At 71.8% G+C, this 24,847-nt stretch carries 23 protein-coding genes; 10 read left to right on the top strand and 13 right to left on the bottom strand.

Annotated elements, in window-relative coordinates; all coding sequences use genetic code 11:
- Nucleotide 1 precedes the first annotated feature (1 nt).
- From RB614_RS24740 to RB614_RS24720, 5 genes are read right to left on the bottom strand one after another with little or no spacing between them, the layout of a single operon-like run.
- The gene (locus RB614_RS24740) at nt 2–1,204 is read right to left on the bottom strand and encodes a saccharopine dehydrogenase family protein (protein WP_308715002.1); all 1,203 of its coding nucleotides are present in this window, start codon (nt 1,202–1,204) and stop codon (nt 2–4) included.
- Nucleotides 1,201–1,989, bottom strand: a complete 789-nt coding sequence (locus RB614_RS24735) for an ABC transporter permease (protein WP_308715001.1) — start codon at nt 1,987–1,989, stop codon at nt 1,201–1,203. The genes RB614_RS24740 and RB614_RS24735 overlap by 4 nt, the downstream gene beginning before the upstream one ends.
- A gap of 2 nt (nt 1,990–1,991) precedes the next feature.
- Nucleotides 1,992–2,891: an ABC transporter permease gene (locus RB614_RS24730; protein ID WP_428983102.1), complete on the bottom strand. Its 900-nt coding sequence runs from the start codon at nt 2,889–2,891 to the stop codon at nt 1,992–1,994.
- A complete protein-coding gene (locus RB614_RS24725; RefSeq protein ID WP_308715048.1) occupies nt 2,888–4,021 on the bottom strand; it encodes an ABC transporter ATP-binding protein in 1,134 nt (377 codons plus the stop codon). The genes RB614_RS24730 and RB614_RS24725 overlap by 4 nt, the downstream gene beginning before the upstream one ends.
- A gap of 2 nt (nt 4,022–4,023) precedes the next feature.
- Nucleotides 4,024–5,247 (bottom strand): polyamine ABC transporter substrate-binding protein, encoded by a 1,224-nt coding sequence (locus RB614_RS24720; protein ID WP_308715000.1) that lies wholly within the window; start codon nt 5,245–5,247, stop codon nt 4,024–4,026.
- Between the two features lie 150 nt (nt 5,248–5,397).
- Here RB614_RS24720 and RB614_RS24715 point away from each other — a divergent pair, with 150 nt between their 5' ends.
- Nucleotides 5,398–5,883: an Lrp/AsnC family transcriptional regulator gene (locus tag RB614_RS24715; protein ID WP_308714999.1), complete on the top strand. Its 486-nt coding sequence runs from the start codon at nt 5,398–5,400 to the stop codon at nt 5,881–5,883.
- Nucleotides 5,884–5,945: 62 nt separating this feature from the next.
- Here the strand turns inward: RB614_RS24715 and RB614_RS24710 are convergent, their stop codons facing one another.
- Complete coding sequence (locus RB614_RS24710; RefSeq protein WP_308714998.1) at nt 5,946–6,566, bottom strand: class I SAM-dependent methyltransferase; 621 nt, start codon at nt 6,564–6,566, stop codon at nt 5,946–5,948.
- A 153-nt stretch (nt 6,567–6,719) separates the two neighbouring features.
- Here RB614_RS24710 and RB614_RS24705 point away from each other — a divergent pair, with 153 nt between their 5' ends.
- Together RB614_RS24705 and RB614_RS24700 are read left to right on the top strand one after the other, a co-directional pair.
- Complete coding sequence (locus RB614_RS24705; protein WP_308714997.1) at nt 6,720–8,066, top strand: aspartate aminotransferase family protein; 1,347 nt, start codon at nt 6,720–6,722, stop codon at nt 8,064–8,066.
- Nucleotides 8,051–9,355, top strand: coding sequence for an NAD(P)/FAD-dependent oxidoreductase (locus RB614_RS24700; RefSeq protein WP_308714996.1), 1,305 nt, complete (start codon nt 8,051–8,053; stop codon nt 9,353–9,355). Before RB614_RS24705 ends, RB614_RS24700 begins: the two co-directional genes overlap by 16 nt.
- Here RB614_RS24700 and RB614_RS24695 read toward each other — a convergent pair.
- Nucleotides 9,327–10,091: a hypothetical protein gene (locus RB614_RS24695; protein ID WP_308714995.1), complete on the bottom strand. Its 765-nt coding sequence runs from the start codon at nt 10,089–10,091 to the stop codon at nt 9,327–9,329. The two genes, RB614_RS24700 and RB614_RS24695, sit on opposite strands and share 29 nt — an antisense overlap.
- Before the next feature lie 6 nt (nt 10,092–10,097).
- Complete coding sequence (locus RB614_RS24690) at nt 10,098–11,081, bottom strand: ABC transporter substrate-binding protein (RefSeq protein WP_308714994.1); 984 nt, start codon at nt 11,079–11,081, stop codon at nt 10,098–10,100.
- Nucleotides 11,082–11,197: 116 nt separating this feature from the next.
- On the opposite strand from RB614_RS24690, the gene RB614_RS24685 reads away from it, so the two are divergent.
- The gene (locus tag RB614_RS24685) at nt 11,198–12,205 is read left to right on the top strand and encodes a FecCD family ABC transporter permease (RefSeq protein WP_428983106.1); all 1,008 of its coding nucleotides are present in this window, start codon (nt 11,198–11,200) and stop codon (nt 12,203–12,205) included.
- A complete protein-coding gene (locus RB614_RS24680; RefSeq protein WP_308714992.1) occupies nt 12,202–13,182 on the top strand; it encodes a FecCD family ABC transporter permease in 981 nt (326 codons plus the stop codon). The genes RB614_RS24685 and RB614_RS24680 overlap by 4 nt, the downstream gene beginning before the upstream one ends.
- A 287-nt stretch (nt 13,183–13,469) precedes the next feature.
- On the opposite strand, the gene RB614_RS24675 is transcribed toward RB614_RS24680, so the two are convergent.
- A complete protein-coding gene (locus tag RB614_RS24675; RefSeq protein WP_308714991.1) occupies nt 13,470–14,597 on the bottom strand; it encodes a hypothetical protein in 1,128 nt (375 codons plus the stop codon).
- A 62-nt stretch (nt 14,598–14,659) separates the two neighbouring features.
- Complete coding sequence (locus tag RB614_RS24670; protein ID WP_308714990.1) at nt 14,660–15,307, bottom strand: hypothetical protein; 648 nt, start codon at nt 15,305–15,307, stop codon at nt 14,660–14,662.
- 133 nt (nt 15,308–15,440) lie between these two features.
- Here RB614_RS24670 and RB614_RS24665 point away from each other — a divergent pair, with 133 nt between their 5' ends.
- Together RB614_RS24665 and RB614_RS24660 are read left to right on the top strand one after the other, a co-directional pair.
- Nucleotides 15,441–17,372, top strand: a complete 1,932-nt coding sequence (locus RB614_RS24665; protein WP_308714989.1) for an acetoacetate--CoA ligase — start codon at nt 15,441–15,443, stop codon at nt 17,370–17,372.
- 46 nt (nt 17,373–17,418) lie between these two features.
- The gene (locus RB614_RS24660; protein WP_308714988.1) at nt 17,419–17,793 is read left to right on the top strand and encodes a hypothetical protein; all 375 of its coding nucleotides are present in this window, start codon (nt 17,419–17,421) and stop codon (nt 17,791–17,793) included.
- Here the strand turns inward: RB614_RS24660 and RB614_RS24655 are convergent.
- Nucleotides 17,774–18,478, bottom strand: coding sequence for a TIGR03089 family protein (locus tag RB614_RS24655; protein WP_428983105.1), 705 nt, complete (start codon nt 18,476–18,478; stop codon nt 17,774–17,776). The two genes, RB614_RS24660 and RB614_RS24655, sit on opposite strands and share 20 nt — an antisense overlap.
- A 134-nt stretch (nt 18,479–18,612) precedes the next feature.
- On the opposite strand from RB614_RS24655, the gene RB614_RS24650 reads away from it, so the two are divergent.
- From RB614_RS24650 to RB614_RS24640, 3 genes are read left to right on the top strand one after another with little or no spacing between them, the layout of a single operon-like run.
- Nucleotides 18,613–19,758, top strand: coding sequence for a glycosyltransferase family 4 protein (locus tag RB614_RS24650; RefSeq protein ID WP_308714986.1), 1,146 nt, complete (start codon nt 18,613–18,615; stop codon nt 19,756–19,758).
- Nucleotides 19,759–19,795: 37 nt separating this feature from the next.
- Nucleotides 19,796–20,896: a mannose-1-phosphate guanylyltransferase gene (locus tag RB614_RS24645; protein ID WP_308714985.1), complete on the top strand. Its 1,101-nt coding sequence runs from the start codon at nt 19,796–19,798 to the stop codon at nt 20,894–20,896.
- Between the two features lie 3 nt (nt 20,897–20,899).
- On the top strand, nt 20,900–21,946 hold the full coding sequence (locus RB614_RS24640) for a hypothetical protein (protein WP_308714984.1): 1,047 nt from the start codon (nt 20,900–20,902) through the stop codon (nt 21,944–21,946).
- A gap of 46 nt (nt 21,947–21,992) precedes the next feature.
- Here the strand turns inward: RB614_RS24640 and RB614_RS24635 are convergent, their stop codons facing one another.
- Both RB614_RS24635 and RB614_RS24630 read right to left on the bottom strand, forming a co-directional pair.
- Complete coding sequence (locus RB614_RS24635) at nt 21,993–23,654, bottom strand: glucuronyl esterase domain-containing protein (protein ID WP_308714983.1); 1,662 nt, start codon at nt 23,652–23,654, stop codon at nt 21,993–21,995.
- Nucleotides 23,655–23,823: 169 nt separating this feature from the next.
- On the bottom strand, nt 23,824–24,834 hold the full coding sequence (locus RB614_RS24630; RefSeq protein WP_308714982.1) for a coenzyme F420-0:L-glutamate ligase: 1,011 nt from the start codon (nt 24,832–24,834) through the stop codon (nt 23,824–23,826).
- Nucleotides 24,835–24,847: the final 13 nt, after the last annotated feature.

The raw sequence follows: 24,847 nt of genomic DNA, 5'->3' as shown, positions 1-24,847 counted from the left end.
CTCACCGCTCCTCCATCCCCCACGGCGAGCCGTACGCGGTCAGCAGGTCGAGGAACGGCCGGGCCGCGAACGCCTCCGGCCCGAGTACACCGCTGCCGGACCAGGTGCCGGAGGCGAGCAACTCCAGCGCGACCACCGGGTTGATCGCGGTCTGCCAGACGACGGCCTGGTGCCCGTACTCGCGCATCGACCACTCGTTGTCGACCACGTGGTAAAGGTAGACGGCGCGCGGCTCGCCGGACTTGCCGGTGCCGCGCACCCAGGTGCCGGCGCAGGTCTTGCCGCGCATCCGGTCGCCGAGCGTGGCCGGGTCGGGCAGGCAGGCGGCGACCACGTCGCGCGGCGCCACCGACACTCCGCCCACCCGCACCGGCGCGGTGCCGTCCAGGCCGAGCTTGTGGAGGGTACGGAGCACGTCGATGAACTCGCTGCCCAGGCCGTATTTGAAGGTGACCCGCTTGGCGCCGACCCAGCGCGGGATGAGCAGCACCTCCTCGTGCTCGACGTTGACGCACTCGACCGGGCCGATCCCCGCCGGAAAGTCGAAGACCTCCGGCTCGGAAAACGGCTCGGTGGTGTGCCAGCCCCGGTCCGCGCTCCAGATCACCGGCGGGTTGAGGCACTCCTCGATGGTGGTCCAGATGGAGAACGAGGGGGCGAAGTCGTACCCGTCCACGACGAGGTTGGCACCATCGCGCACGCCGATCTCGTCGATCTCGCTGAACAGCTCGTCGGCCGCGTACCGGGCGAAGACGTCGGAGAGCCCCGGCTCGACGCCCATGCCGACCAGCGCCAGCCGCCCGCTCGCCACCCACCGCTCGGCCTGGGCGAACTGGTCGTCGCCGAGTTTCACGCCGGTCTCCGCGTGCGGCCGCTCGGGGTGCGGCTTGGAGAGCGACATCGCCATGTCGAGGTAGTCGGCGCCGGCGGCGTACGCGCCGTCGAAGATGGGCATGACGAACCGCGGGTCGACCGCGTTGAGTACGTGGGTGATGCCGTGCTCGCGGCAGAGCGCCGTCACGTCCGCGGGCGAGGACGCGTCGAGTCCCACCGCCGTGAAGCGACCATCCATAATGGACACAGCCCGATCGGCGCGGCGCGGGTCGCGGTCGGCCACCACCATCGACCCGAAGAAGTCGCGGCGGGCGGCGATCGACACGACGGCGGAGCCCACCCCGCCCGCGCCGACCAGCAGGATCCTCATGCGGCCCGCCGGCGGCGTACCGAAGTGCTGAGCACCAGCAGCAGCGCGATCAGGAACATGGCGGTGCCGATGACGTTCACCTGCGGCGGGATGCCCCGCTGGGCGGCGCCCCAGACGTACATCGGGAACGTGACGGTGGTGCCGGAGTTGAAGTTCGTGATGATGAAGTCGTCGAACGACAGCGAGAACGCCAGCAGCGCGGCCGCCACGATGCCCGGGAAGACCAGCGGCAGCGTCACCTTGCGGAAGGTCTGTAGCTCGCTGGCGTACAGGTCCATCGCCGCCTCCTCCAGCCGGCCGTCCAATCCGGACAGTCGCGCCTTCACCGTGACGACGACGAACGAGACACAGAACATCACGTGCGCGATGACCACCGTCCAGAAGCCGAGCGGGACCCCGCCGGCCACGAAGAGGGCGAGCAGCGAGGAGCCCATCACCACCTCGGGCGTCGCCATCGGCAGGAAGATGAGCAGGTTGGTGGCGCCCCGGCCGCGGAAGCGGTGGCGTACCAGCGCGAACGCCATCAGGGTGCCGAGCGCGGTGGCCACGACGGTGGCGAGGAAGCCGATCTGCACGCTGCGCACGACCGCGTCGCACATGTCACCGGGACCGCACGGGTTGGTCCAGTTGTCCAATGTGAACTCGTTGAAGTCGTACGACAGGCGGCTCGACGGCTCGTTGAACGAGAGGCCGACGACCACCGCGATCGGCAGGAAGAGGTAGGCGAGGACGAGTACGCCCGCGCCCATCACCCAGTGGTCGGAGAGCCAGCGCCCGAGCTTCATGGTCAGAGCACCTCGTCCGTTCCGGCCCGCCGCACGTACACGAACACCATCGCCAGGATGATGGCCATCAGGATGAACGACAGCGCCGCCGCCTGCGGGTAGTCGAGCCGCACGAGGAAGGCGGAGTCGATCACGTTGCCGATCATGTACTGGTTGGGCGTGCCGAGCAGCTCCGCGTTGATGTAGTCACCGGCGGCGGGGATGAACGTGAGCAGCGTGCCGGCCACCACGCCGGGCATCGACAGCGGCAGTGTCACCTTGGCGAAGGCGCGCACCGGGCTGGCGTAGAGGTCGTTGGCCGCTTCCAGCAGCCGGCCGTCGAGGCGGTCGAGGCTGGCGTAGAGCGGCAGCACCATGAACGGCAGGAAGTTGTACGTCAGGCCGAGCACGACCGCCACGGAAGTGGCCAGCAGCCGGCCGTCCGAGCCGAGGATGCCGACGTCGCGCAGCAGGCCGACCACGAAGCCGTTGTCCGACAGGATCGTCTTCCAGGCCAGCGTGCGCACGAGAAAACTGGTGAAGAACGGTGCGATGACGCAGACCAGCATGAGGTTTTTGAAGCGGGTGGCCTTCTGCGCGATCGCGTACGCCAGCGGGTAGCCGAGCAGCAGGCAGAGCAGCGTGGCGATGCCCGCGTAGACGAGCGAGCGCACGAAGTGCGGCCAGTACGCGGAGAGCGCGTCGGCGTAGTTGCCGAACTCCCACGTCATCGCGTAGCCCTCCTGCAGCGACCCGCTCGGGTCGTACAGGCTGGTGGCGGCGAGCTGCACCGCGGGCACCGCGAAGAAGACGGTCAGCCACAGCCCGCCCGGGAGCAGCAAAAGGTATGGCAGCAGGCGGCTGTGCCCCCGCCTCGTCTGCTGGGCCGGCGTCTCGGCGGGCAGGTGGGCCAGGACACTCACGGAACCGGCTCCAGCAAAGGCTGGGTGGCGTCGCCGGCACCCGCCTCGCGGCCGAGCAGGAACGCGTGGTCCGGCCGCCAGTACGCCACCACGTGCGCGCCGAGCGGGACCTGGGCGAGCACCCCGGCGTTCGAGGCGAACGCGGAAACCTCGGTGCCCCAGGGGGTACGGACGAGGTACTGCGTGCTGACGCCCACATAGGAGGAATCCGAGACGACCCCGGTGACCCACTGGTGGCCCGCCGGCACCGAGTCGGAGTCCGGAGCGAGGTGCAGCTTCTCCGGGCGTACCCCCAGATAGACGTCTCCGTCGACGGCCCGGCAGCGGGCCGCGGGCACCGAGAAGCGCGAACCGTATGCCGAAACCAGGATGTCGTCGCCGGAACGGCCGGCGACCTGGCCGGCCAGGAGGTTGGACTGGCCGAGGAAGTTGGCGACGAAGGGTGTGGACGGAAACTCGTAGATCTCGGCGGGCGCGCCCAGCTGCTCGATCCGCCCCGCGTTCATCACCGCGACCGTGTCGGCCATCGTCATGGCCTCCTCCTGGTCGTGCGTGACGTGCACGAACGTCAGCCCGACCTCGGTCTGGATCCGCTTGAGCTCGATCTGCATCTGCCGGCGCAGCTTGAGGTCGAGCGCGCCCAGCGGCTCGTCGAGCAGCAGCACCTGCGGGTGGTTGATGAGGGCGCGGGCGAGGGCGACCCGCTGCTGCTGGCCGCCGGAGAGCTGGGCGGGACGGCGCTTGCCGTACCCCTCCAGCTGCACCAGGGCGAGCATCCGCTCGACCTGCGCCCGGATGTCGCCGATGCCGCGCCGGCGCAGGCCGAACGCGACGTTTTCGAAGACGTCCAGGTGTGGGAAGAGCGCATAGCTCTGGAACACGGTATTGACCGGCCGCTTGTAGGGCCGGAGCCGGCTGATGTCCCGGCCGCCGAGCTGCACCTTGCCGCTCGTCGGCTCCTCCAGGCCGGCCACCATGCGCAGCGTGGTGGTCTTTCCGCAGCCGGAGGCCCCGAGCAGGGCGAAGAACCCACCCTGCGGGATCGTGAGGCTGAGGTCGTCGACGGCGGTGAAGATCCCGAACCGCTTCGTCAGGCTGACCAGCCGCAGGTCACCGTTTTCGGCCGCCATCGTCACGCCCCGATTGCCTGCTGGAACTTCGTGGAGTACGACCGCTCCTGTGCCTCGTCGAGCGCCATGAACACCTTGGTCTTGCCGAGCGTCGCGTCGTCCGGGAAGATCAGCGGGTTTTCCGCCAACTCGGGGTCGATGTCCGTGATCTTCTCCTGGGCGCCCTGCACGGGGCAGATGTAGTTGACGTACGCGGCGAGCTCGGCGGCCACGCCCGGGTCGTAGTAGTAGTCGATGAGCTTCTCGGCGTTCGCCTTGTGGGCGGCCTTGTTGGGCACGAGCATGTTGTCCGACCAGAGCATGAGCCCCGATTCCGGCGCGACGAACTTGATCTTTTCGTCTTCCGCGGACAGCTGGATCACGTCGCCGGACCAGGCGACGCAGGCGGCGATGTCACCCTTGGCCAGGTCGGTGGAGTAGTCGTTGCCGGTGAACTTGCGGATCTGGCCGGAGGCGACCGCCCGCTTGAGCTTCTCCAGCGCGTCGTCGAACTGGGCCTCGGTGAAGTTGCTCGGGTCGTGCCCGTTGGAGAGCAGCATCAGGCCCATCGTGTCGCGCATCTCGGTCAGGCAGGTCACCTTGCCCTTGAGGTCGGCGCGGGTGAGCAGCTCGTCGATCGTGCGCACCTCGCCGGTCACGCTGCCGTTGTACGCGATGCCGGTCAGGCCGGACTGCCACGGCACCGCGTACTCGTCGTTCTTGTCGAACGGGCGGGCGCGCAGCGAGCGCAGGAGGTTGGCCTGGACGTTCGGCAGGTTGGCCTTGGTGAGCTTTTGCAGCCAGCCGAGCCGGATCAGGCGGGCGGCCATCCAGTCGGTGAGGACGAAGATGTCGCGGTCGGTGGGCTGGCAGCCGGAGAGCTGGTTTTGCACCTTGCCGAAGAACTCGTCGTTGTCGTTGACGTCCTCTGTGTACGTGACCTGGATGCCGGTGCTCTGCTGGAAGGCGAGCAGCGTGGGGTGCTTGGACTCGTCCTTCTCATCGACGTCCATATATTGTGGCCAGTTGGAGAAGGCCAGCTTCTTGTCGGTGCTCGACGTGTCGTCGCTGACGCAGCTTTCGGCGGACTGCGAGGTCCCCTCGGTGCCACAGGCGCTGAGCAGGCCGCCGGTGGTGACCAGCGCGCCGGAGGCCATCGCGCCGCGGACGAGGGTGCGCCGTGAGAACCTGGTGGCCGACAGCACGGCGGTGGCCTCAGGTGACAGGGGGCTATGTGTGAGGCGCATGTGCGGCTCCAGAGTGGTTCGCGAGAATGGTTCGTACGACCCGACGCCTGATCCTGGCATGATGTAATGCTCAGTCACAAGGATTCCGTTGCGGAAGAGCCAATCCGCAACGAAATGCGAACGTAACAGTGCTCTCGCGGGAGGCGTTGGATGGCGAAGCCGCGGCAGGGCGTGGGCGAGGGTGTGGCCCACGTACTGCTCGATGACGTGGGCAAGCAGATCATCGAGCAACTGCAGGAGGACGGGCGGCGCCCGTACGCCACCATCGGCAAGGCGGTCGGGCTCTCCGAGGCCGCGGTACGGCAGCGGGTGCAGCGGCTCCTCGACGCCGGCGTGATGCAGATCGTGGCGGTCACCGACCCGCTCCAGCTGGGCTTTCCCCGCCAAGCCATGATCGGCCTACGCGCCACCGGCGACCTGGAGGCGATCGCCGACCGGCTCGCCGAGGTCGAGGAGCTCGACTACGTGGTGATCACCGCTGGCTCGTTCGACCTGCTGACCGAGGTGGTCTGCCGCAACGACGACCACCTGCTCGAGATCATCAGCCGGCTGCGCCAGGTCGAGGGCGTGGTCGCGACAGAGGCGTTCGTCTACCTCAAGCTCCGCAAGCAGACGTACAGCTGGGGCACGGCCTGAGGCCGGCCCGCCGTGATCGAAGCTCCCCTCATGTCGTTCTAGCGACTTGAAGGGAGCTTCGATCACGCGGGGAGAGCGGGGAGAGCGGCGGGCAGGGTGCGGGGGCGGCGGGCGTGGTAGACGAGGGCGGGCGGCAGGTTGCGCCAGACCGTGCGGCCGACGACCACCTCCTCGAACGCCGTGCCCAGCGCTGACCGGAGCCGCCGGGCCGGGGGTGCCCAGAGCGCGTGGATGTACGCGAACGTGGTGAAGGCGCCGGTCGGGGCCAGTGCCCAGCGCACCGCGTCCAGTACGCTCCCCTGCCGGCGGGCGGAGAAGGCCGCCCACGGCAGCCCGCTCACGATCACGTCGGCCTGGCCGCGGCCGCGCTCGGCCAGCAGGTCGCCGAGGTGCGCGGCGTCGGAGACCGCGACGTCCAGGCCGGGGTACCGGTCCGCGAGCCGGGCGGCGAAGACCGGGTTGAGCTCGACCGCCAGGTGGTGACCGCGGCCGCCGAGCCGGCGCTGGATGACGTCGGTGAAGGCACCGGTACCGGGACCGAGCTCCACCACCACGGGGTCGCCGCCCTCCGGGACGGTGGCGCAGATCTGGCGGGCCAGGACGGCGGAGCTCGGGGCGATCGCACCCACCGAGAGGGGTGCGCGGGCGAACTCGCGGAAGAAGCGCATCGCATCGTCGGTCACGCCGCCAGTCTGGTGATCGGCGCGGCGGCAACCCTCCTCCCAGCGGACCGGGGATCGACCAGAAGGAGGAGACGCTGCGAAATCCGTTGTATCCCGTTTATCGCGTGACGGATTCCCTTGCACGCCGGGGCAGCACTATGCGGTAATCGTTGCATGGGCAACGCGACCGACCACCTCTGGATGCACTTCACCCGCATGGCGAGCTACCGCGAGGGCGAGGTGCCCACGATCGTCCGCGGCGAGGGTGCCTACGTCTGGGACGCCCAGGGCCGCCGCTACCTCGACGGCCTCGCCGGCCTCTTCGTGGTGAACGCCGGCCACGGCCGCACCGAGCTTGCCGATGCGGCCGCCAAGCAAGCTTCCGAGCTGGCGTTCTTCCCCCTCTGGTCGTACGCGCACCCGACCGCGGTCGAGCTGGCCGAGCGGATCGCCGCGCTCACGCCGGGCGACCTCAACCGGATCTTCTTCACCACCGGCGGCTCGGAGGCGGTCGAGGCGGCCTGGAAGCTGGCCCGCGCCTACTACAAGCGGGTCGGCAAGCCGACCAAGCACAAGGTGGTCAGCCGCTACATCGCGTACCACGGCACGTCGATGGGCGCCCTGTCGATCACCGGCCTGCCCGGCATCAAGAGTGACTTCGAGCCGCTGGTACCGGGCGGGATCAAGGTGCCCAACACGAACTTCTACCGGGCACCGGAGCACGGCGACGACGTCGAGGCGTTCGGGCGGTGGGCGGCCGACGAGATCGCCCGGGCCATCGAGCGCGAAGGGCCGGAGACGGTCGCGGCGGTCTTCCTCGAGCCGGTGCAGAACTCCGGCGGCTGCTTCCCACCCCCGCCCGGCTACTTCCAGCGGGTGCGGGAGATCTGCGACGAGTACGACGTGCTGCTCGTGTCGGACGAGGTGATCTGCGCCTGGGGCCGGCTCGGCGAGTACTTCGGCGCGGTCCGCTACGGCTACCAGCCCGACATCATCACCACCGCCAAGGGCCTCACCTCCGGCTACTCGCCGCTCGGCGCGATGATCGCCACCGACCGGCTGATGGAGCCGTTCCTCGCCGAGACCGGCGTGTTTGCCCACGGCGTGACCTTCGGCGGGCACCCGGTCTCCTGCGCGGTGGCCCTGGCCAACCTCGACATCTTCGCCCGCGAAGACCTCACCGGGCACGTCCGGGCCAACGAGGCCGCCTTCCGGGCCACGCTGGAAAAGCTCAACGACCTGCCGATCGTCGGCGAGGTCCGGGGCGACGGCTACTTCTACGGCATCGAGCTGGTCAAGGACAAGCAGACCCGGGCCACGTTCGACGACGACGAGTCCGAGCGGCTGCTGCGCGGCTTCCTCTCCACCGCCCTCTTCCAGGCCGGGCTCTACTGCCGGGCCGACGACCGGGGCGACCCGGTGGTGCAGCTCGCGCCGCCGCTGATCGCCGGGCAGGAGCAGTTCGACGAGATGGAACAGATCCTGCGCGCCGTACTGGCCGAGGCATGGCAACGTCTCTGAAGGCGGACAGCCTCTGGATGTCCACTGTGGACGACGACCTGGCGCGGCGGCCGGCGCTGGGTGGGTCGCTCGTGGCCGACGTCGCGATCGTCGGAGCCGGGTACACCGGCCTGTGGACCGCGTACTACCTGGCGAGCGCCGCGCCCTCGCTGCGCGTCGTGGTGCTGGAGAAGGAGTTCGCCGGCTACGGTGCCTCCGGCCGCAACGGCGGCTGGTGCTCGGCCCTCTTCCCCACGCCGATGTCCCGGATCGAGCGGCAGCACGGCTCGGCGGCGGCCGCCGCGCTGCGCCGCACCATGAACTCCACTGTGGACGAAGTCGGGCGGGTCGCCGCCGCGGAGGGCATCGACTGCCACTGGAGCAAGGGCGGCACGGTGGCGCTCGCCCGTACGCCGGCACAGCTGCGCCGCGCCCGCGCCGCCGTGGCGGAGGACGAGGACCTGGTACTGCTCAGCGCCGAGGAGGCCGCGAAGCGGTGCGGCGCCACGGGCGTACTGGGCGGTGCGTACACGCCGCACTGCGCCGCGATCCACCCGGCCCGGCTGGTGCGCGGGCTGGCCCGGGCGGTGGAGCGGCGGGGCGTCACCATCTACGAGGGCACGCCGGTCGTCGGGCTGCGCAAGGGCGCGGCCGACACCCCGGTCGGCACGGTGCGGGCCCCGGTGGTCGTGCGGGCGACCGAGGCGTACACGCCACGGCTGCCCGGCACCCGCCGCGCGATCGCGCCGGTGTACTCACTGATGATCTCCACGCCCCCGCTGCCGGACGACTTCTGGGCCGCCGCCGGGCTGGCCGAGCGGGAGACGTTCACCGACTTCCGCCGGCTCATCATCTACGGGCAGCGCACCGCGGACGGGCGGCTGGCGTTCGGCGGTCGGGGCGCGCCGTACCACTTCGGGTCGAAGACCGACGCCGCGTACGACAGCGAGCCGCGTGTCTTCGCCGCGCTGTACAAGGCGCTGGTCGAGCTCTTTCCCGCGCTCGCCGGCGTACCGATCACGCACAGCTGGGGCGGCGCGGTCGGGGTGGCGAGCGACTGGGCCGCCTCGGTGGGGCTCGACCGGGAGACCGGGCTGGCCTGGGCCGGCGGCTACGTCGGTGACGGGGTCGGCACGACCAACCTCGCCGGCCGTACGCTCGCCGACCTGATCCTCGGCGTGGAGAGCGAGCTGACCTCGCTCCCCTGGGTCGGCCACCAGTCTCCACAGTGGCCACCGGAGCCGCTGCGCTGGATGGGCATCAACACGGTCCGCAAGATAGTCACGTGGGCTGACGCAGCCAGGTTGTGATCTGGTCCCGCCGGGTAACGTCGTCGAGCTTCGGGCAGACCCGCTCGCAGTGCTCCAGCCCGGGCCGCTTGTAGGCGAGGCAGCAGGCCGCGGCGAGCGGCACCGGCCCGCTCCAGCGCCGCCGCACCGCGAGCGGGCCGCCGGCGGCGAGCAGCCGGTCCGCCTCCGCCACCGCGGCGTGCGCCGGGCCGGGCGGCAGCTCCCCCGCGAACGCGCTCATCACGGTGTCGGCGACCAGCGCCCAAGCGGTACGCCGGCCGAGGCGCGAGACGCCCCGCAACGTGTCGAGGACCGGGCCGGACAGGGCGAGGACGGTGCCGATCAGATCGGCGTCCATCGTGGACGTCACCACGACACCCGGTTTGCCGGCGAGCGGGTCGCCGGGGAGGACGGCGAGCACGGGCGCCTCCACGGCCAGCGCGTTGAACCAGCCACCCGGGTCCGCGCGGAGCGCCGTACCGTCCATTGTAAACAGTGGCAGCCGGCGCTCCTCCCGGTACGCGTAGACCAGTGGCCGGATGAACGAGCCGGTCACCCAGCCGGCCATGTGCGTCGCCGCGGTCTGCGCCGGGCAGCCGGACGAGGCGGCGAACGCGCGCATCTGCGCCGCCAGCACGCTCCCGTCCGCGTGCAGCTCGCGGAGGGTGTGCCAGCCCGCGCCGTCCCGGACCGCACCCGCGGGCGGGTAGCCGTCAGCCGCGTTGTAGCGCTCCAGGAGGGCGTTGGCCAGCGGCATGGCGACTCACGCGACGGTCTTGCACGCGCTCAGCTTGCCGGTGAGGTCGCGCATCGCCGCCCCGAACGCGGCCCAGGTGGAGGGCGTCTCCGGGTTCCACGAGATCGCCTGGTTGGCCTTCACGGCCGGCAGGTTGGCCACCGTCGGGTAGCGGGAGAGGTCGGTGGTGAAGTACGACGGGTTGCGCGAGTCGTAGAGCAGCACGTCGATCGGGTACTTGCCGGCCTGCTCCCAGGAGAGCACCTCCCAGTGCGGCTCGTTCGCCGGCACGGTCGGCTGGACGAAGTTGACGCCGAGGTTCTGCAGGTACGCCAGGTCGGAGAAGATCTTCGCATTGCCGAGGTAGAGGTTTTCCTTGGTACCGCTGACGAACGCCACCCGCAGGCCGGGCTTGGCCTTGACCGCCTCGCCGAGGGCCGTGCCGGCCGCCTCGAACTCCGTCTTGGCGCTGGTGACCGCGCTGGCGTTCAGGTCGGCGCCGAGTGAGGTGGCCAGCTCGGCGAAGCGGCTGATCACCTTGTCGACCGGCACCTCGAACTGGTTGATGCCGACGGTCGGGCAGAGTGGCTCGATCTTGGCGACCGCGTCCTCCGGCACGTACCAGAGCTGGTCTTTGGTCTGCATCGGCGCGACCAGCAGGTCGGGGGTGAGCGACGCGAGCTTTTCGATGTTGAAGTCGCCCCAGGTCTGGCCGACCCAGGTGACCGCGTCGGTGTCGACGTTGCCCTTGCGCGCGGTCATGTCTTTCGTGTCGCCCCAGGTGCCGACCGGACGGATGCCGAGGTCCCAGAGGGTGGCGGCGGCGCTGAGCTGCGCCACGATCTTGGTAGGCCGGCTCTCCCGGGTCGCCTTCTTGCCCCGGTCGTCGGTGAACTCCCACGGACCGCTGCCGCCGGTCGCCGCGGGCGCCTCACCGCCGTCCTCGCCACCGCACCCGGCCAGCACGAACAGTGCCGCGCCCCCACCGATCAACAGCCGTCGCCGGCTCACTCCACTCACGCCATGGCCTTTCCTCGCCTAGATAAGGGGAGGCTAAGCTAACCGACACCGCGATGTCGAGGAGGGATCTTGTGACGGCGACCGCAGCGGGAGTCCCCGCGACGAGCGTGCGGTCGCGGCCGGCGCTCGCCTGGGGGCTGGTCGCGGCCGGCGCCGCCCTGGTGGCCGCGGCGCTGCTGTCGATCGCGGTCGGCTCCAAATCGATCCCGATCGGCACGGTCTTCGACGCGCTGCTGCACTACGACGCGCGGATCGACGACCACGTGGTGGTCCACGACCTGCGGGTCCCGCGTACGCTGCTCGGGCTCGTCGTCGGCGCCGGGCTGGGGCTCGCCGGTGCGCTCATCCAGGCGCTGACCCGCAACCCCCTGGCCGACCCGGGCATCCTCGGCATCAACGAGGGGGCCGCCCTGGGCGTGCTGGTGGCGATCGGCATCGCCGGGCTGACCAGCCCGTGGGCGTACGTGTGGTTCGCCTTCGCCGGGGCCGCCGCCAGCGCCGCACTCGTGTACGCGATCGGCGCGCGCGGCCGGGAAGGGGCGAGCCCGGTACGGCTGGTGCTGGCCGGTATCGCGTTCACGTACGTGCTGCACGCGATCGGCCGGGCGATCCTGCTCACCGACTCGGCGACCTTCGACCGGTGGCGCAACTGGATGGTCGGCTCGCTGGCCAGCGCCGATCCGGGCGTGATCGTGGGCGTACTGCCGTTCATGGTGATCGGGACGGCGATCGCGCTGGGGCTGACCCCCTCGCTCAACGCGCTCGCGCTCGGCGAGGAGGCGGGACAGGCGCTCGGCGTCCACCGTGGACAGACGCGGGTGCTCGGTGCGGTGGCGGTCACGCTGCTCTGCGGCTCGGCGACCGCGGCGGCCGGGCCGATCACGTTCGTGGGCCTGATGGTGCCGTACGCCGCCCGCATGATCACCGGACCGGACTACCGGTGGCTCGTGCCGTACTCGCTGGTGCTCGCGCCGATCCTGCTGCTCGTCGCGGACGTGTTGGGTCGGGTGGTGACCCGCCCCGGCGAGGTCGGCGTCGGCGTGGTGACCGCGGTGATCGGCGCCCCGCTGCTCGTCGTGCTGGTCCGCCGCCGGGGAAGGCTGCCCCGGCTGTGAAGCGCTCCTTCGCGGTCGGCCTGGCACTATTGGGCATCTGCGCCGCCGTCGCCGTCGTCGCGCTCGGCACCGGCGACTACCCGATCTCGCCCGCCGGCGTGCTGCGGACGCTGGTGGGGCAGGGCAACCCTGCGACCGAGTACATCGTGATCGACCTGCGGCTGCCCCGGGTGCTGACCGCGCTCGCGGTGGGCGCGGCGTTCGGCGCGAGCGGGGCGATCTTCCAGAGCCTCACCCGCAACCCGCTGGGCAGCCCGGACGTCATCGGCTTCACGGCCGGGGCGAGCGTGGGCGCGCTCATCATGATCATCCTGGTCGGCGGCGGTCTGCTGGAGATCGCGTCCGGCGCGGTGCTCGGCGGGGCCCTCGCCGCGGCCGCGGTCTACCTGCTGGCCTACCGGCGCGGCTCGCAGGGGTACCGGCTGGTGATCATCGGGGTGGCGGTGCAGGCGCTGCTCACCGCCATGACCACGTACCTGCTGGCCCGAGCGAACATCTTCGACTCGCAGCGGGCCGCACTCTGGATCATGGGCAGCCTGAACGCCCGCGGCTGGGCGCACGCGGCCGTGGCCGGTGGGGCGCTCGCGCTGCTGCTGCCGGTCGTGCTGGCCCTGCACCGGCGCACGCTCGTGCTGGAGATGGGCGACGAGACCGCCCGCTCGCTCGGCGTCTCCGTGGAGCGGGTCCGGCTGGCCCTGATCGCCACGGCGGTGGCCCTCGCCGCGGTCGGTACCGCCTGTGCGGGACCGATCGCGTTCGTCGCGCTGGCCGCACCCCAGCTTGCCCGCCGGCTCACCCGGGCCACCGGGCCAAACCCGCTACCCTCGGCCGCGATGGGCGCCGCGCTGCTGCTCGCCAGCGACCTCCTGGCGCAGCGGGCCCTCGCACCCACCCAGCTACCGGTCGGCGTCGTGACGGCCGCGCTCGGCGGCGCGTACCTGATCTGGCTCCTGGGCTGGCGCCGCACGGCCGCCTGACGCCCGGCTGCGGGCTTCGACGTCGGGTCGCGGAATCAGATCGTGGTATCCAGGTGCCCCCAGAGGGGCGTTGAAATACCACGATCGCCAGCTGAAGTCCGGTTCGGGCCCCGAGCCAAGGGGTGGCGGTGATCGTTCGCCCGTTCTCCGCGTGACGCGCCGGGCAGGACGCGGGTTTCGGGTGAACGATCAGCGGGCTGGCGTTGAGGTCGGACCGTCCGCGGACGTCGCGGTGACTGATGGCTTGGAGAGCACTTAATGGACCTTCGGGGTCAGTGATCTACAGGTCAGCGGGCGGGTTGGGTGGCTTCGGGGTCGTCGAGGTCGTCGTCCGGCTTGCGGGCACCCGGCGGGGTGATCGGCGGCGGGGTCGGCGCGGACCAGGCCGGCCGCGGGTAGGCGTCCTTCGGCGGCGGGCCCTTCAGCAGCTGGGTGGCCTCGGTGTCCGGCGTGCCGATGCTCCGCGTGGTCTGGTCGCCGAGCGGCGTCGCGGGCGGCGTGGCGGCCGGCACCGGTGCCGTGGGCGAGGTCGGGATCCGGGTCGTCGCGGCCTCGGCCGGCGCCGGCGCGGGCGGGACCGCCGCCGGCGAGGTGGGAATCCGGGTGGTCGGTGCCTCGGCCGGCGGCTGGCCGAGGCGCGTCGTCGTCTCGTGCTCGGGTGGCGGGGGCGGGGTCTGCGCCGGGATCCGGGTGGTCGGTGCCTCGGCCGGCACCGGTGGCGCCGAGGACGGCACCGGGGCGGGCGGCGCGGACGACGGCAGCGGCGGGACGGGCGGCGCGGTCACCGGGAACGGCGCGGTGGGCGGCGGCGGTGCACCCGGTCCGCCGGGCACCGGCTGGTAAGGCGCACCGGGCGGCGGCGGGGCCAGGTAGCCCGGCGCCGCGGCGAAGGAGGGCTGGCCGGGGTAGGGCGGTGGGTACGCGCCGCCCGGCGGGACCGCGCCCGGGGGCATCCCGGGCCCCGGCACCGGGTACGGCGGTGCGGCGACCGGCGTGCCGGCGGCCGGGTGGGCGTAGCGGCGCCAGCGGCGCGGGCTCAGCAGTGTGGCGAGCAGCGGCACGGCGAGGAGGGCGGAGTACCCGAGTGCCGGGTAGGTGAGCGCGAAGTCACCGCGGCGCAGGTCGGTGGGCATGGTGTCGAAGTACGACGCCGGGTCGAACGCGGACCAGGCGGCCAGCACGACGAAGACGATCCCGATGAGGGCGGGCCCGATCGGGGAGAGCCGCGCCATGGTCAGCAGCGCGTACAGCCCGCCGGCCGCCAGCAGCGCGAGCAGGCCGAGCACGATCTCGATCTGGAACCCGCCGGCGAACTGGACCCGGGCCCGGTTGACCTCGGTCAGGCCGTAGCCGGCTCCGACCCATATCAGCGGCGCCAGAAACAGCGACAGCAGGAGCGAACCCGCGTGGCGCATGTGCCCTCCCCATCATCATCCGCAGGGGCACCGTACCCCGCGGGGGCAACCCCCTTGAACTGCTACGACTCGCCGCTTGTGCGCTTGCCCGCACCGGCGGGCGGCGCCGACCAGGGAGTACCGCCGGACGGCCGGCTGGGGACCGTGGGCGTCTCGTCCGCTTCGCCCAGTGGCCGCGTATCGAAAGCGTTGAAGGAGGAGAGCGACGCCGGCGCGGTGACCACGTCCGGCAGCGTGTCCGGTTCGTCCTTGACGACGAACGGCTCGGGCGCGTACCCACTCGCCAGCGGCCACCGCCGCCACCGCTGGACGCTGAACGTGGCGATCACGAGCAGCACCCCGAGCAGCAGGAGCGTGCCGTTGTCGAGCGGTACCAGCAGCGGGATGTCGCGGTCGAGGACCGCCCAGTTGTCCGGCACCGTGTCCCGTACGGCCAGCGGGTCGGCGAAGAGCCCGGCATACGGGGTGATCAGCAGCAGCCCGGCGAGGAGCGGGCCGAGCGGCGAGAAGCGCAGCGTGCCGATCACGCCGAGCAGGATGCCGGCCACCACGAGGTAGGCGGCGGGCTCGATGAGGTCGATCGTGTCGTACCGCCGGGCCTCGGCCCACCCGGCCACCGTGCTGGACGACCTGGACTGCCCCACGGAGACGAGCACCCAGGTGAGCGGCGCGACGACCACGCCAGCGAGCAAACTCCATAAATGTCGCATGCGCGCACCGTACCGGGTTAGCTCGCCACGTGGCAGGCGGGCAAGATGATCGAATGAGCGAGCGCAGCGAGCGAATCATTGGGCGCAGGGCGCTTGGAGCCTCGTGGCCGCCCGCGGCGAAGCGAGGACGGGCATGAGCGAGGGCACCGTGTTGTGGACACCACCGGCAGACGTGCGGGACCGGTCCCGGATCGGGGACTACCTGCGCTGGCTGCGCGAGCACCGGGGGCTGGACTTCGCCGGGTACGCCGAGCTGTGGCAGTGGTCGGTCGACGACCTGCCCGGCTTCTGGCGGTCCATCTGGGACTACTTCGAGATCATCGCGTACGACCAGCCGGCCGCCGTGCTGGAGCGACAGGTGATGCCGGGCGCCCGCTGGTTTCCCGGCGCCACGCTCAACTACGCCGAGCACGTGCTGCGGATGCCGGGCCTGGCGCCGGACGACCCGGTCGTGCTGGCGTACTCGCAGAGCCGCGCGCCGGTGACCCTCACCAAGGCCGAGCTGCGCGAGCAGGTACGGCGGGTGCGGGCCGGGCTGCGCCGGCTCGGCGTGGGGCGGGGCGACCGGGTGGCCGCGTACGCCCCGAACATCCCGGAGACGTACGTGCTGATGCTCGCCGCCGCCAGCCTCGGCGCGACCTTCTCCTCCTGCGCGCCGGAGTTCGGCACGCGCAGCGTGGTCGACCGGTGGCAGCAGATCGAGCCCTCGGTGCTGGTCGCGGTCGACGGCTACCGGTACGGGGACAAGGCCGTCGACCGGCGCGCCGAGGTGGCCGCGATCCGGGCGGCGCTGCCGTCGCTGCGGCACACGGTCACGCTGCCGTACCTGCACGGCGACGGGGACTGGGCCGAGCTGGCGGCCGAGACCGACGAGGAGCTCGCCTTCGAGCCGGTCCCCTTCGACCACCCGCTCTACGTGCTCTACTCCTCCGGTACGACCGGGCTGCCCAAGCCGATCGTGCACGGCCACGGCGGCATCCTGGTCGAGCACCTCAAGATGCTCGCGCTGCACCACGACCTCGGTCCGGGCGACCGGTTCTTCTGGTTCACCACGACCGGCTGGATGATGTGGAACTTCCTCGTCTCCGCCCCGGCCGTGGGCGCGGCGATCGTCCTGTTCGACGGAAATCCTGGGTACCCGGGCCTCGGCGCGCTCTGGCGGATGGCCGAGGAGGCCGGCATCACGTACTTCGGCACCAGCGCGCCGTTCCTGCTCGCCTGCCGCAAGGCCGGGCTCACCCCGCGGATGGGCCCCGGGCTGCGCGGGGTCGGCTCGACCGGCGCGCCGCTGCCGCCCGAGGGCTTCGCCTGGGTGTACGAGGCGGTCAGCCCCACCGTCCAGCTCCAGTCCCTGTCCGGCGGCACGGACGTCTGCACCGGCTTCATCGGCGGCGCCCCGCTCGTCCCGGTGTACGAGGGCGAGCTCTCCTGCCGCTGCCTCGGCGCCCGGGTGGAGGCGTACGACCCGAGCGGCAAGCCGGTGATCGACGAGCTCGGCGAGCTGGTGATCACCGCGCCGATGCCGAGCATGCCGGTCGGGTTCTGGGGCGACACGGACGGCAGCCGCTACCGCGAGGCGTACTTCGACGTGTACCCCGGCGTGTGGCGGCACGGCGACTGGATCACGATCAGCGAGCGGGGCACCTGCGTGATCACCGGCCGCTCGGACGCCACGCTCAACCGCGGCGGCGTACGGCTGGGCACCGCCGAGTTCTACTCCGTGGTCGAGGGCCTGGACGAGGTGGTCGACTCGGTGGTCGTCCACATCGACGGCGACGGCCAGGGTGAGCTGCTGCTCTTCGTGGTGCTGGCCGGTGACCGCGAGCTCGACGACGACCTTCGCAAGAAGATCGCCCGCGAGCTTCGTACCGCCCTGTCGCCCCGGCACGTGCCGGACGAGATCCATCAGGTACGGGCGGTGCCCCGCACGCTCAGCGCGAAGAAGCTGGAGGTGCCGGTCAAGCGGATCCTCACCGGCACGCCCATCCAGCAGGCGGCGGCGACCGGCGCGCTGGCCAACCCCGAGTCGCTGGAGGAGTTCCGACGTTTCGCCCGAGAGCACTGACCACTCAGCCGACAACGATGCGGTGCCGCCACGGCGTCTCATCGCCATGAGCGAGAAGACGGCCATGAGCGCGTACCTGCGGCTGACCGTCACCGACACGCTGGGGGTGTGGGTCGACGGCAACCACGCGTTCAGCCCGCTGGCCAAGGTCACCCGCACCTGCTGGTACCGGCTGCCGAGCGACTGGGTGGTCGGCGACTCCCTCGCGCCCGGGCGGCGCGACCGCCTGGTCGACGCGCTTTACGGCCCCGGCTGGCGCGACGGCAACCCGGACGGCTCCCGGTACGTGCTCCTCGACGTGGACGAAAAGGTGCTCACCGAGCGTGAGGTGCGGTCCCGGCCGTGGCTGAGCGACCGGGCCGGCTTCTTCGTGTGGACCGAGGAGGGCGCGTTCCGCGAGGTCATACCAGCCGAGCTGTGACCTTTTCGGCGGCCGCCCGGTCGTCCAGCTTGGCCGGGTCGAGGGCGGCGCAGAGCACCAGCGTCGCGCCCCCGGCCAGCGGCGCGAGCAGCCAGTCGAGCGGGTCCGGGTGCTTCGCGGCGTCGACCAGCACGCGGTCGCCGGCCTTCAGGCCGAGGTCCGCGGCACGGGCCGCCGCGCGCTCCACCAGGCTGCGGTCACTCTGATCCGGGTACGGCGTGAAGTGGTCCCCGAACGTCAGCACCTCAGCCGCGTAGTCCACAAAACCGGACGGTACTGTCCGCATCGGCAGGGCCATCGGGGCGAGGCCGAGCACGAAGCGGTCGCCGGCGCTCCACTCCGCCGCGTCGTTCACCCGATCAGCCGCCGCGAAAATGACATCGACGGAAATTTTCCCATTCGTAACCTGAGCACCGGGAGCGACGACCTCGACGCCGGCCGCCCAGGCGCCGAGCAGCACGGCGGCGGTCTGCCAATGCGGCGGGAGCAGTACGCCGGCGCGGTCGCCCGAGCCCAGCCCCAAGCCGTCCACCAGCAGATTCGCGGTCTTGGCGACCCAGTTGTCGAGCGTGGCGCCGGACAGCTCGGTGCGGTCGCCGGTCGCGTCGTCGTACCAGGTGAGCAGCGGCTGGGCCGGATCCTCAGCGGCCGCGGTGGCGAAGCGTTCGATCACAATGCCGGACAGTACTCACTCCTGACTCACTCACTCCGGGAAAAGTCTTACCGTCGCGTCGCAGACAACGATGGCCGAACCGTGCGGCGTAGGCTTTACGTACGTGTTGTTGAACACAACCACAGACCGTCGCAAGGAGTCGTCCAGTGACCCCCGGTAGTCCGCCCCGCGTGCTCGTCGACGCTACGAGTGTTCCCGCCGACCGGGGTGGCGTCGGCAGATACGTCGACGGGTTGCTCGGCGCCCTCGCCAAGGTCATCGGCTCCGGGGTGGAGCTGGCCGTCGTGGCCCTCCGCACCGACGTGGAGCGCTACGGCCGCATGCTGCCGGCCGCCGAGGTGATCGCCGCGCCGGCGGCCGTGGCCCACCGCCCGGCCCGGCTGGCCTGGGAGCAGACCGGGCTGCCGCTGCTGGCCCAGCAGGTCGGCGCCGAGGTGCTGCACTCGCCGTTCTACACCTGCCCGCTGCGGGCCGGCTGCCCGGTGACGGTGACCGTCCACGACGCCACGTTCTTCACCGAGCCGGAGCACTACGACAAGTCCCGCCGCACGTTCTTCCGCAGCGCGATCAAGACCGCCCTCCGCCGGGCCGAGCGGGTGATCGTGCCGAGCAAGGCGACCCGCGACGAGCTGATCCGCCTGCTCGACGCCGACCCGACCCGCATCGACGTGGCCTACCACGGCGTCGACCACGCCGCGTTCCACCCGCCGACCGACGAGGAGAAGGCCCGGGTCCGGGCCCGGCTGGGCCTCGGCAGCAGCGGCTACGTGGCGTTCCTCGGCGCCAAGGAGCCCCGTAAGAACGTGCCCAACCTGATCCGCGGCTGGGCCCAGGCGGTGCGCGACCGCACCGACCCGCCGGCCCTGGTGATCGCCGGCGGCCAGGGGCACGACGACGACATCGACCGCGCGGTCGCCGAGGTGCCGGCCCACCTCCGCCTGCTCCGCCCCGGCTATCTGCGCTACGCCGACCTGCCCGGCTTCCTGGGCGGCGCGCTGGTCGCGGCCTACCCGTCGTACGGCGAGGGCTTCGGCCTGCCGATCCTGGAGGCGATGGCCTGCGCGACGCCGGTGCTGACCACGCCGCGCCTGTCACTGCCCGAGGTCGGCGGCGACGCGGTGGCGTACACGAGTGAGGACCCGGCGCAGATCGCCGCCGACCTCGGCGCGCTGCTCGACGACGAGGCCCGGCGGCTGTCGCTGGCCAAGGCGGGCTTCGACCGGGCCAAGGAGTTCACCTGGGAGAGCAGCGCCGAGGTGCACGTAGCCGCATGGAGCCGCGCCGCGAGCTAACCGGCGCGGCAGGCCAGTGACAGGCATGATGGGCGGCATGCTTTTCGCCGTCATCCCGGCGGGCGGCAGCGGCACACGGTTGTGGCCGTTGTCCCGAGCCGGCCACCCTAAATTCCTGCACCCGCTCACCGGCACCGCCGCCTCGCTCCTGCAGGCGACCGTCCAGCGGCTCGCGCCGCTGACCACCCCGGAGCGGACGCTGGTGGTGACCGGCCTGGCCCACGCGGCGGCGGTCGCCCGGCAGCTCACCGGGCTGCCGGAGGAAAACATCCTGGTCGAGCCCTCACCGCGGGACTCCTGCGCGGCGATCGCCCTGGCCGCCGCGGTGATCGCGCGGCGCGACCCGGACGCGGTGATGGGCTCGTTCGCGGCCGACCACCTGATCGCCGACCCGGAGGGGTACGTGGCGACGGTCCGCCGCGCGGTGGAAGGCGCCCAGCAGGGCCTGCTGATGACCGTCGGCATCAAGCCCACCCGGCCGGAGACGGGATACGGCTACCTCCAGTGCGGCAGTGGCGTCGGTGACGGCCCGATCCGCGTCGTCGAGGAGTTCAAGGAAAAGCCGGCGTACGACGTGGCGGTCTCCTATGTAGAGTCCGGGCGGTACTTCTGGAACGCCAGCATGTTCGTGTGGCGGGTCGACACGTTCCTCGCCGAGCTGGCCCGCCAGCAGCCGGAGATGCACGCCGGGCTGGAGCGGATCGCGGCGGTCTGGGAGTCGGCGGCCCGCGAAGAGGTGCTCGGCGAGGTCTGGCCGACCCTGCCGAAGATCTCCGTCGACTACGCGGTGATGGAGGGCGCGGCGGTGGCCGGGCTGGTCGGCACCGTCCCCGGCGACTTCGGGTGGAACGACATCGGTGACTTCCACACGCTCGGCGACGTACTCCCCACCGACCCGGCCGGCAACGTGGTGGTGGGCGCCGGCACGGCCGGCGACAAGCCGGGCGTACTGCTGCACGACTCGAGCGGCCTCGTGGTCGTACCCGGGTCCGGCCGGCTGGTCGCCGCGCTGGGCGTACGCGACCTGATCGTCGTGGACACCGAGGACGCGGTGCTCGTCTGCCCCCGCGACCGTGCCCAGGATGTGAAGAAGCTGGTGGACCAGCTCAAGCAGCGTGGCGACGACAGCTACGTTTGATCAATGACGCTGACCCCGGTTGAGCTCGCCGTCGGCTGTAACGAGGCGAGCGACCTGCTGCCCGTGCTCGCGCCCGAGGTGCTGGCGGCGCACGGCGCGCGGCGGGCATTCTGGACGGTGCTCGACGAGGGCACGGTCGAGCAGTGCCTGGCGCTGCTGCTGGAACGCCCGGACGGCACCTGGACCGCGCACCACGCCGCCTTCGACGCGGGTGCGGAGACCGGCCGCACCGAAGACGGGGAGGCGCTGGCCCGCTCCGGTGAGTGGATCTACGTGCTCGGCTCGCACTTCGGCTCCAAGGCCGGCCCGCTGCGCCCGAAGCGCGCGTTCTTCGCCCGGTTTCGGGAGGCGGACGCGGGTCGCCCCGGCGCCGCGCCGCTGCAGATCGTGCGCAACCAGTTCCGGCTGCACCGGCTGGTCAACGACGCGCTGGCGGCGGCGGACATCACGCCGCTGCCGCCGGGCAACCGGGTGCGGGCCAGGTTCATCGTGGAGACCATCAACCGGGGTACGGCGCGGGAGAAGAGCTGGGCCACCCGCCTCGCCGCCGGCGACCTCCCGCTCAACGTCGAGGCGGCCGCCTTCACGCCGTCCGGCACGCTGCTGCTCGGGCTCCGCTTCCCGGTGACCGAAAAGGGCGAGCCGGTGCTGGTCGAGGTGGCCGGCGTGGAGGGCATGTTCGACAGTGACGCGCAGACCTGGCCGGAGGTGCTCGGGGCGTACGCCCTCACCGGCGTCACGCCGCCCGGCGCGCTGGTCGGCTTCCGGGCGCTGACCGCGGCCGGCGACGGGACGTACGAGGCGATCGTCGGCTCGATCGACGCGCTGGGCAAGGGCTCGGTGCTGCTCGACGACCACCCCGAGGGGGGCGAGGTGACCAGCCGGCACATCCGCTTCCGCCTCCCCGCGCCGGACGGCGGCCGCCGGGTGCCCGCCGAGCTCGTCGGCGACCTGGCCCCGTTCCACAACGTCGAAGGGCTGGCGGTCGAGAGCGGCCAGCACGTGTACGTCACCGACGAGGACCACCGGGTGGCGATCTGGCTGGGCTGAGCCCCGGGTCCCGCGGCGGCCGCGAGACCCGGGGTCCGAGAGGGCGCTACCCGGCCGTGCAGGTGGGTGTGATCCCGGTACCGGTGCCGGTGCCCTGGAAGCCGAACTCGGTCGACTGGCCAGCGCCGACGGTGCCGTTGTAGCTGGCGTTGGTGAACTGGACGGTCCCGCTGGTGCCGGTGCGGTTCGCGTTCCAGTGGTTGGTGACGCTGGCGCCCGACGGCAGGGTCGCCGAGACCGTCCAGCCGTTGATCGCCGCGGAGCCGGCGGTCACCCGTACCGTGGCCACGAAACCGCCCGTCCACTGGTTGAGCGAGACCGTCGCCGTGCAGCCGTTACCGGCCGGCGGCGGGGTCGTGGGCGGAGGCGTCGTCGGGGGCGGGGTGGTCGGCGGCGGCGTGGTGGGCGGAGGCGTCGTGGGCGGCGGGGTCGTCGGCGGCGGCGTGGTCGGGCCGTCGGTCAGCGTCGGCGTCGTCCAGTCCCGCCACTCGGCGAGGTTGCCCTGCTTGCGGCTGGAGATCCGGATCGTGCCGGCCGCGCTCCCCGTCTTCAGCAGGAACTTCTGCAGGAACTGCTGCATCGGGGTACGCCACTCGGGCCGGACCGCGCAGTGCGTGCCGTCCGAGACGTCGGACCAGTACGTGATGTTGCCGCCCACGCCCAGCGCCTTGTAGATCTCGGCGCCGGCGAGGGCCGCGTTGCTGCCGGACCGGGCGGCCAGCCAGTCGATGTGCGGGTTTTCCATGAGGAGCAGGCCGCGCGGCGCGATCATGCCGACCATCTCGTGCGTGTCGACCGGCAGTGAGTTCGGGTTGCCGGTGTACGAGTTGAACGCGTCACCCAGCCACGGCTGCTCGCTGTAGGCACTGCTCAGCGGCTGCGCGCCGGACTCACCGGGGATGCCGCGGAAGATCGGAGCACCGCCGCTGCCGGACTCGACCGGCATGGTCAGCGCGATCCGCTGGTCGAAGACGCCGATCGTGAAGGCGCCCTTGCCGTACCGGGAGCATCCGGTGACGCCGAGCCCGTCGGCCCGCAGGACGTTGCCGCCGGAGGACTCGATGACGTCGATCAGGCGGCTGACGCCCCAGGCCCACGCCATCAGGATGCCGGTGCTGCTCGACGCGCCGTAGACGCTGTAGAACGCGCCCTGCTTGTTGTTGCGCGGGGTGCCCTCCCGGCCGACCGCGAGCGGGTCGTAGTTGATGACCGCGACGCCCGCCCCGCGGATGGTGGCGGTGTCGGCGCCGAGACCGCCCACGACGAAGACGGCCGGGTACGGTGCCGTGCCGGTCGTCGGGAGCTGGACGCTCGCCGAGAAGCTGGCGCTGCGGCCCTGGTCCGACACGCTCACGGTGATGCTGCTGCTGGAGACGGTACCCGTGACGGATGCCGGCTTTGGAGGCTTCTGACCGTAGACGGTCCGCTCGGCCATCTCCCGGATCTCGGCCCGGCGGCAGCGCCAGTCGGCCTTCGAAGTGATGCGACTACCGTCAATCTTCCGGAAGGGATCCGGGAGCCTGGCGCTGGACGTCGAGGGGGTGTTGGCCACCGGGCAGTCGGCGCCGTCGTCCTCGACGCCCACGGCGGCGTACGCGGGGGTGGAGGTTTTCGTTAGCACAGTTACCGTTCCGGTGACCGCGAGCACCGCGACTGCCAGCACGATGACCGTCGATCGGAACGTAGAGCGGCCCGAGCTGATGATCACCAGGGCTCTCCTTCCGGCGTGGGGTGGTGGGAGCGGCCTCGTGATCGATGATCACCGATGCCGTCACCGACAAGTTTCGACCGAGATACCGAAACATGTCAATACTGTTCCGGTACAGCTGGCAGGCGACGTCGAAACCCGGGGCACCCACCCCCGCGCGGGGTGTGAATCAGTCCGGCAGGACCGGGAGCACGGGCACGGCCGCCACTCCCTCAGCGGCCAGGGCGGCCCGCAGGCGGTGCAGGTCGGTGCCGAAACGCACCAGGGCAGCGGCGTCGGTGGACCGGGGCGGTGTGGCCCGTACCCCCTGGTCTGGATCGTGGGTGAAGAGCGTGCCGGGGGCGACCACGCCGGCCACCGCGGCGATCGCCCGGTCCACCGCGGCCGGATCCGGCGGCTCCTCGGCCGGGGGCGGGTCGAGCGGGAGCAGCGCGGCCGCGCGGAGGCCGGCGGCGCGGGCCTCGGTCGTGCCCAGCGAAAACATGTCGGCGGCCGCCTCGCGCACCAGCGCCACCGCGCCCGGGCCGTCGTCGCCCGGGCGGGACAGGTAGCCGCGCACCACCGCGACCGGCACCTGGTCGGTCTTTCCCTTGACCAGCTCGCTCGCGGCCGCCAGCTCGTCGACGACGGCCATCTGGGTGATGTGCAGCTCGTTGCCGTACGGGTCGGTCTCGCCCCGGTGGTCGCGGACCGGCGCGATGCCGGCGGCGCCGAGGGCGACGTCGGTGAGGCCGTTGCGCCACGGGCGGCCCATCGTGTCGGAGACGACCACGGCCACGTCGACGCCGTGCCGCTCGCGCAGCGCCGCCCGGAGCGCGCGGGCCGAGGCGTCCGGATCCTTGGGGAGCAGCACGAGCCGCTCGCGCTCCACATTGGAGGCGTCGATGCCGGCGGAGGCCATCACGAAGCCGTGGTGGGTCTGCACGATCCGGGTCTGGCCGCGGGTGGCCACGGTGCGCGCGGTCTCGGCGGCCAGCACCTCGTCGCGCGCGGCGGCCCGCTCCGGCCCGTCGGCCGGCACGTCGACCAGCTGACCCTCCGCTTTGGACACGATCTTGCTGGTGACGACGAGCACATCGCCGTCGCGCAGCCAGGGTGCCGCGCCGGCGATCAGCCCGGCCAGGTCGTCGCCGGGCGAGACGTCACCGATCCCGGTGACCGGCAGGATTTCGAGCCTCACGGCCGTCCTCGCT

The organism is Phytohabitans maris (genome assembly GCF_031085175.1).
GTDB lineage: Bacteria > Actinomycetota > Actinomycetes > Mycobacteriales > Micromonosporaceae > Phytohabitans > Phytohabitans maris.
This window is presented reverse-complemented; position numbering and strand designations above follow the sequence as displayed.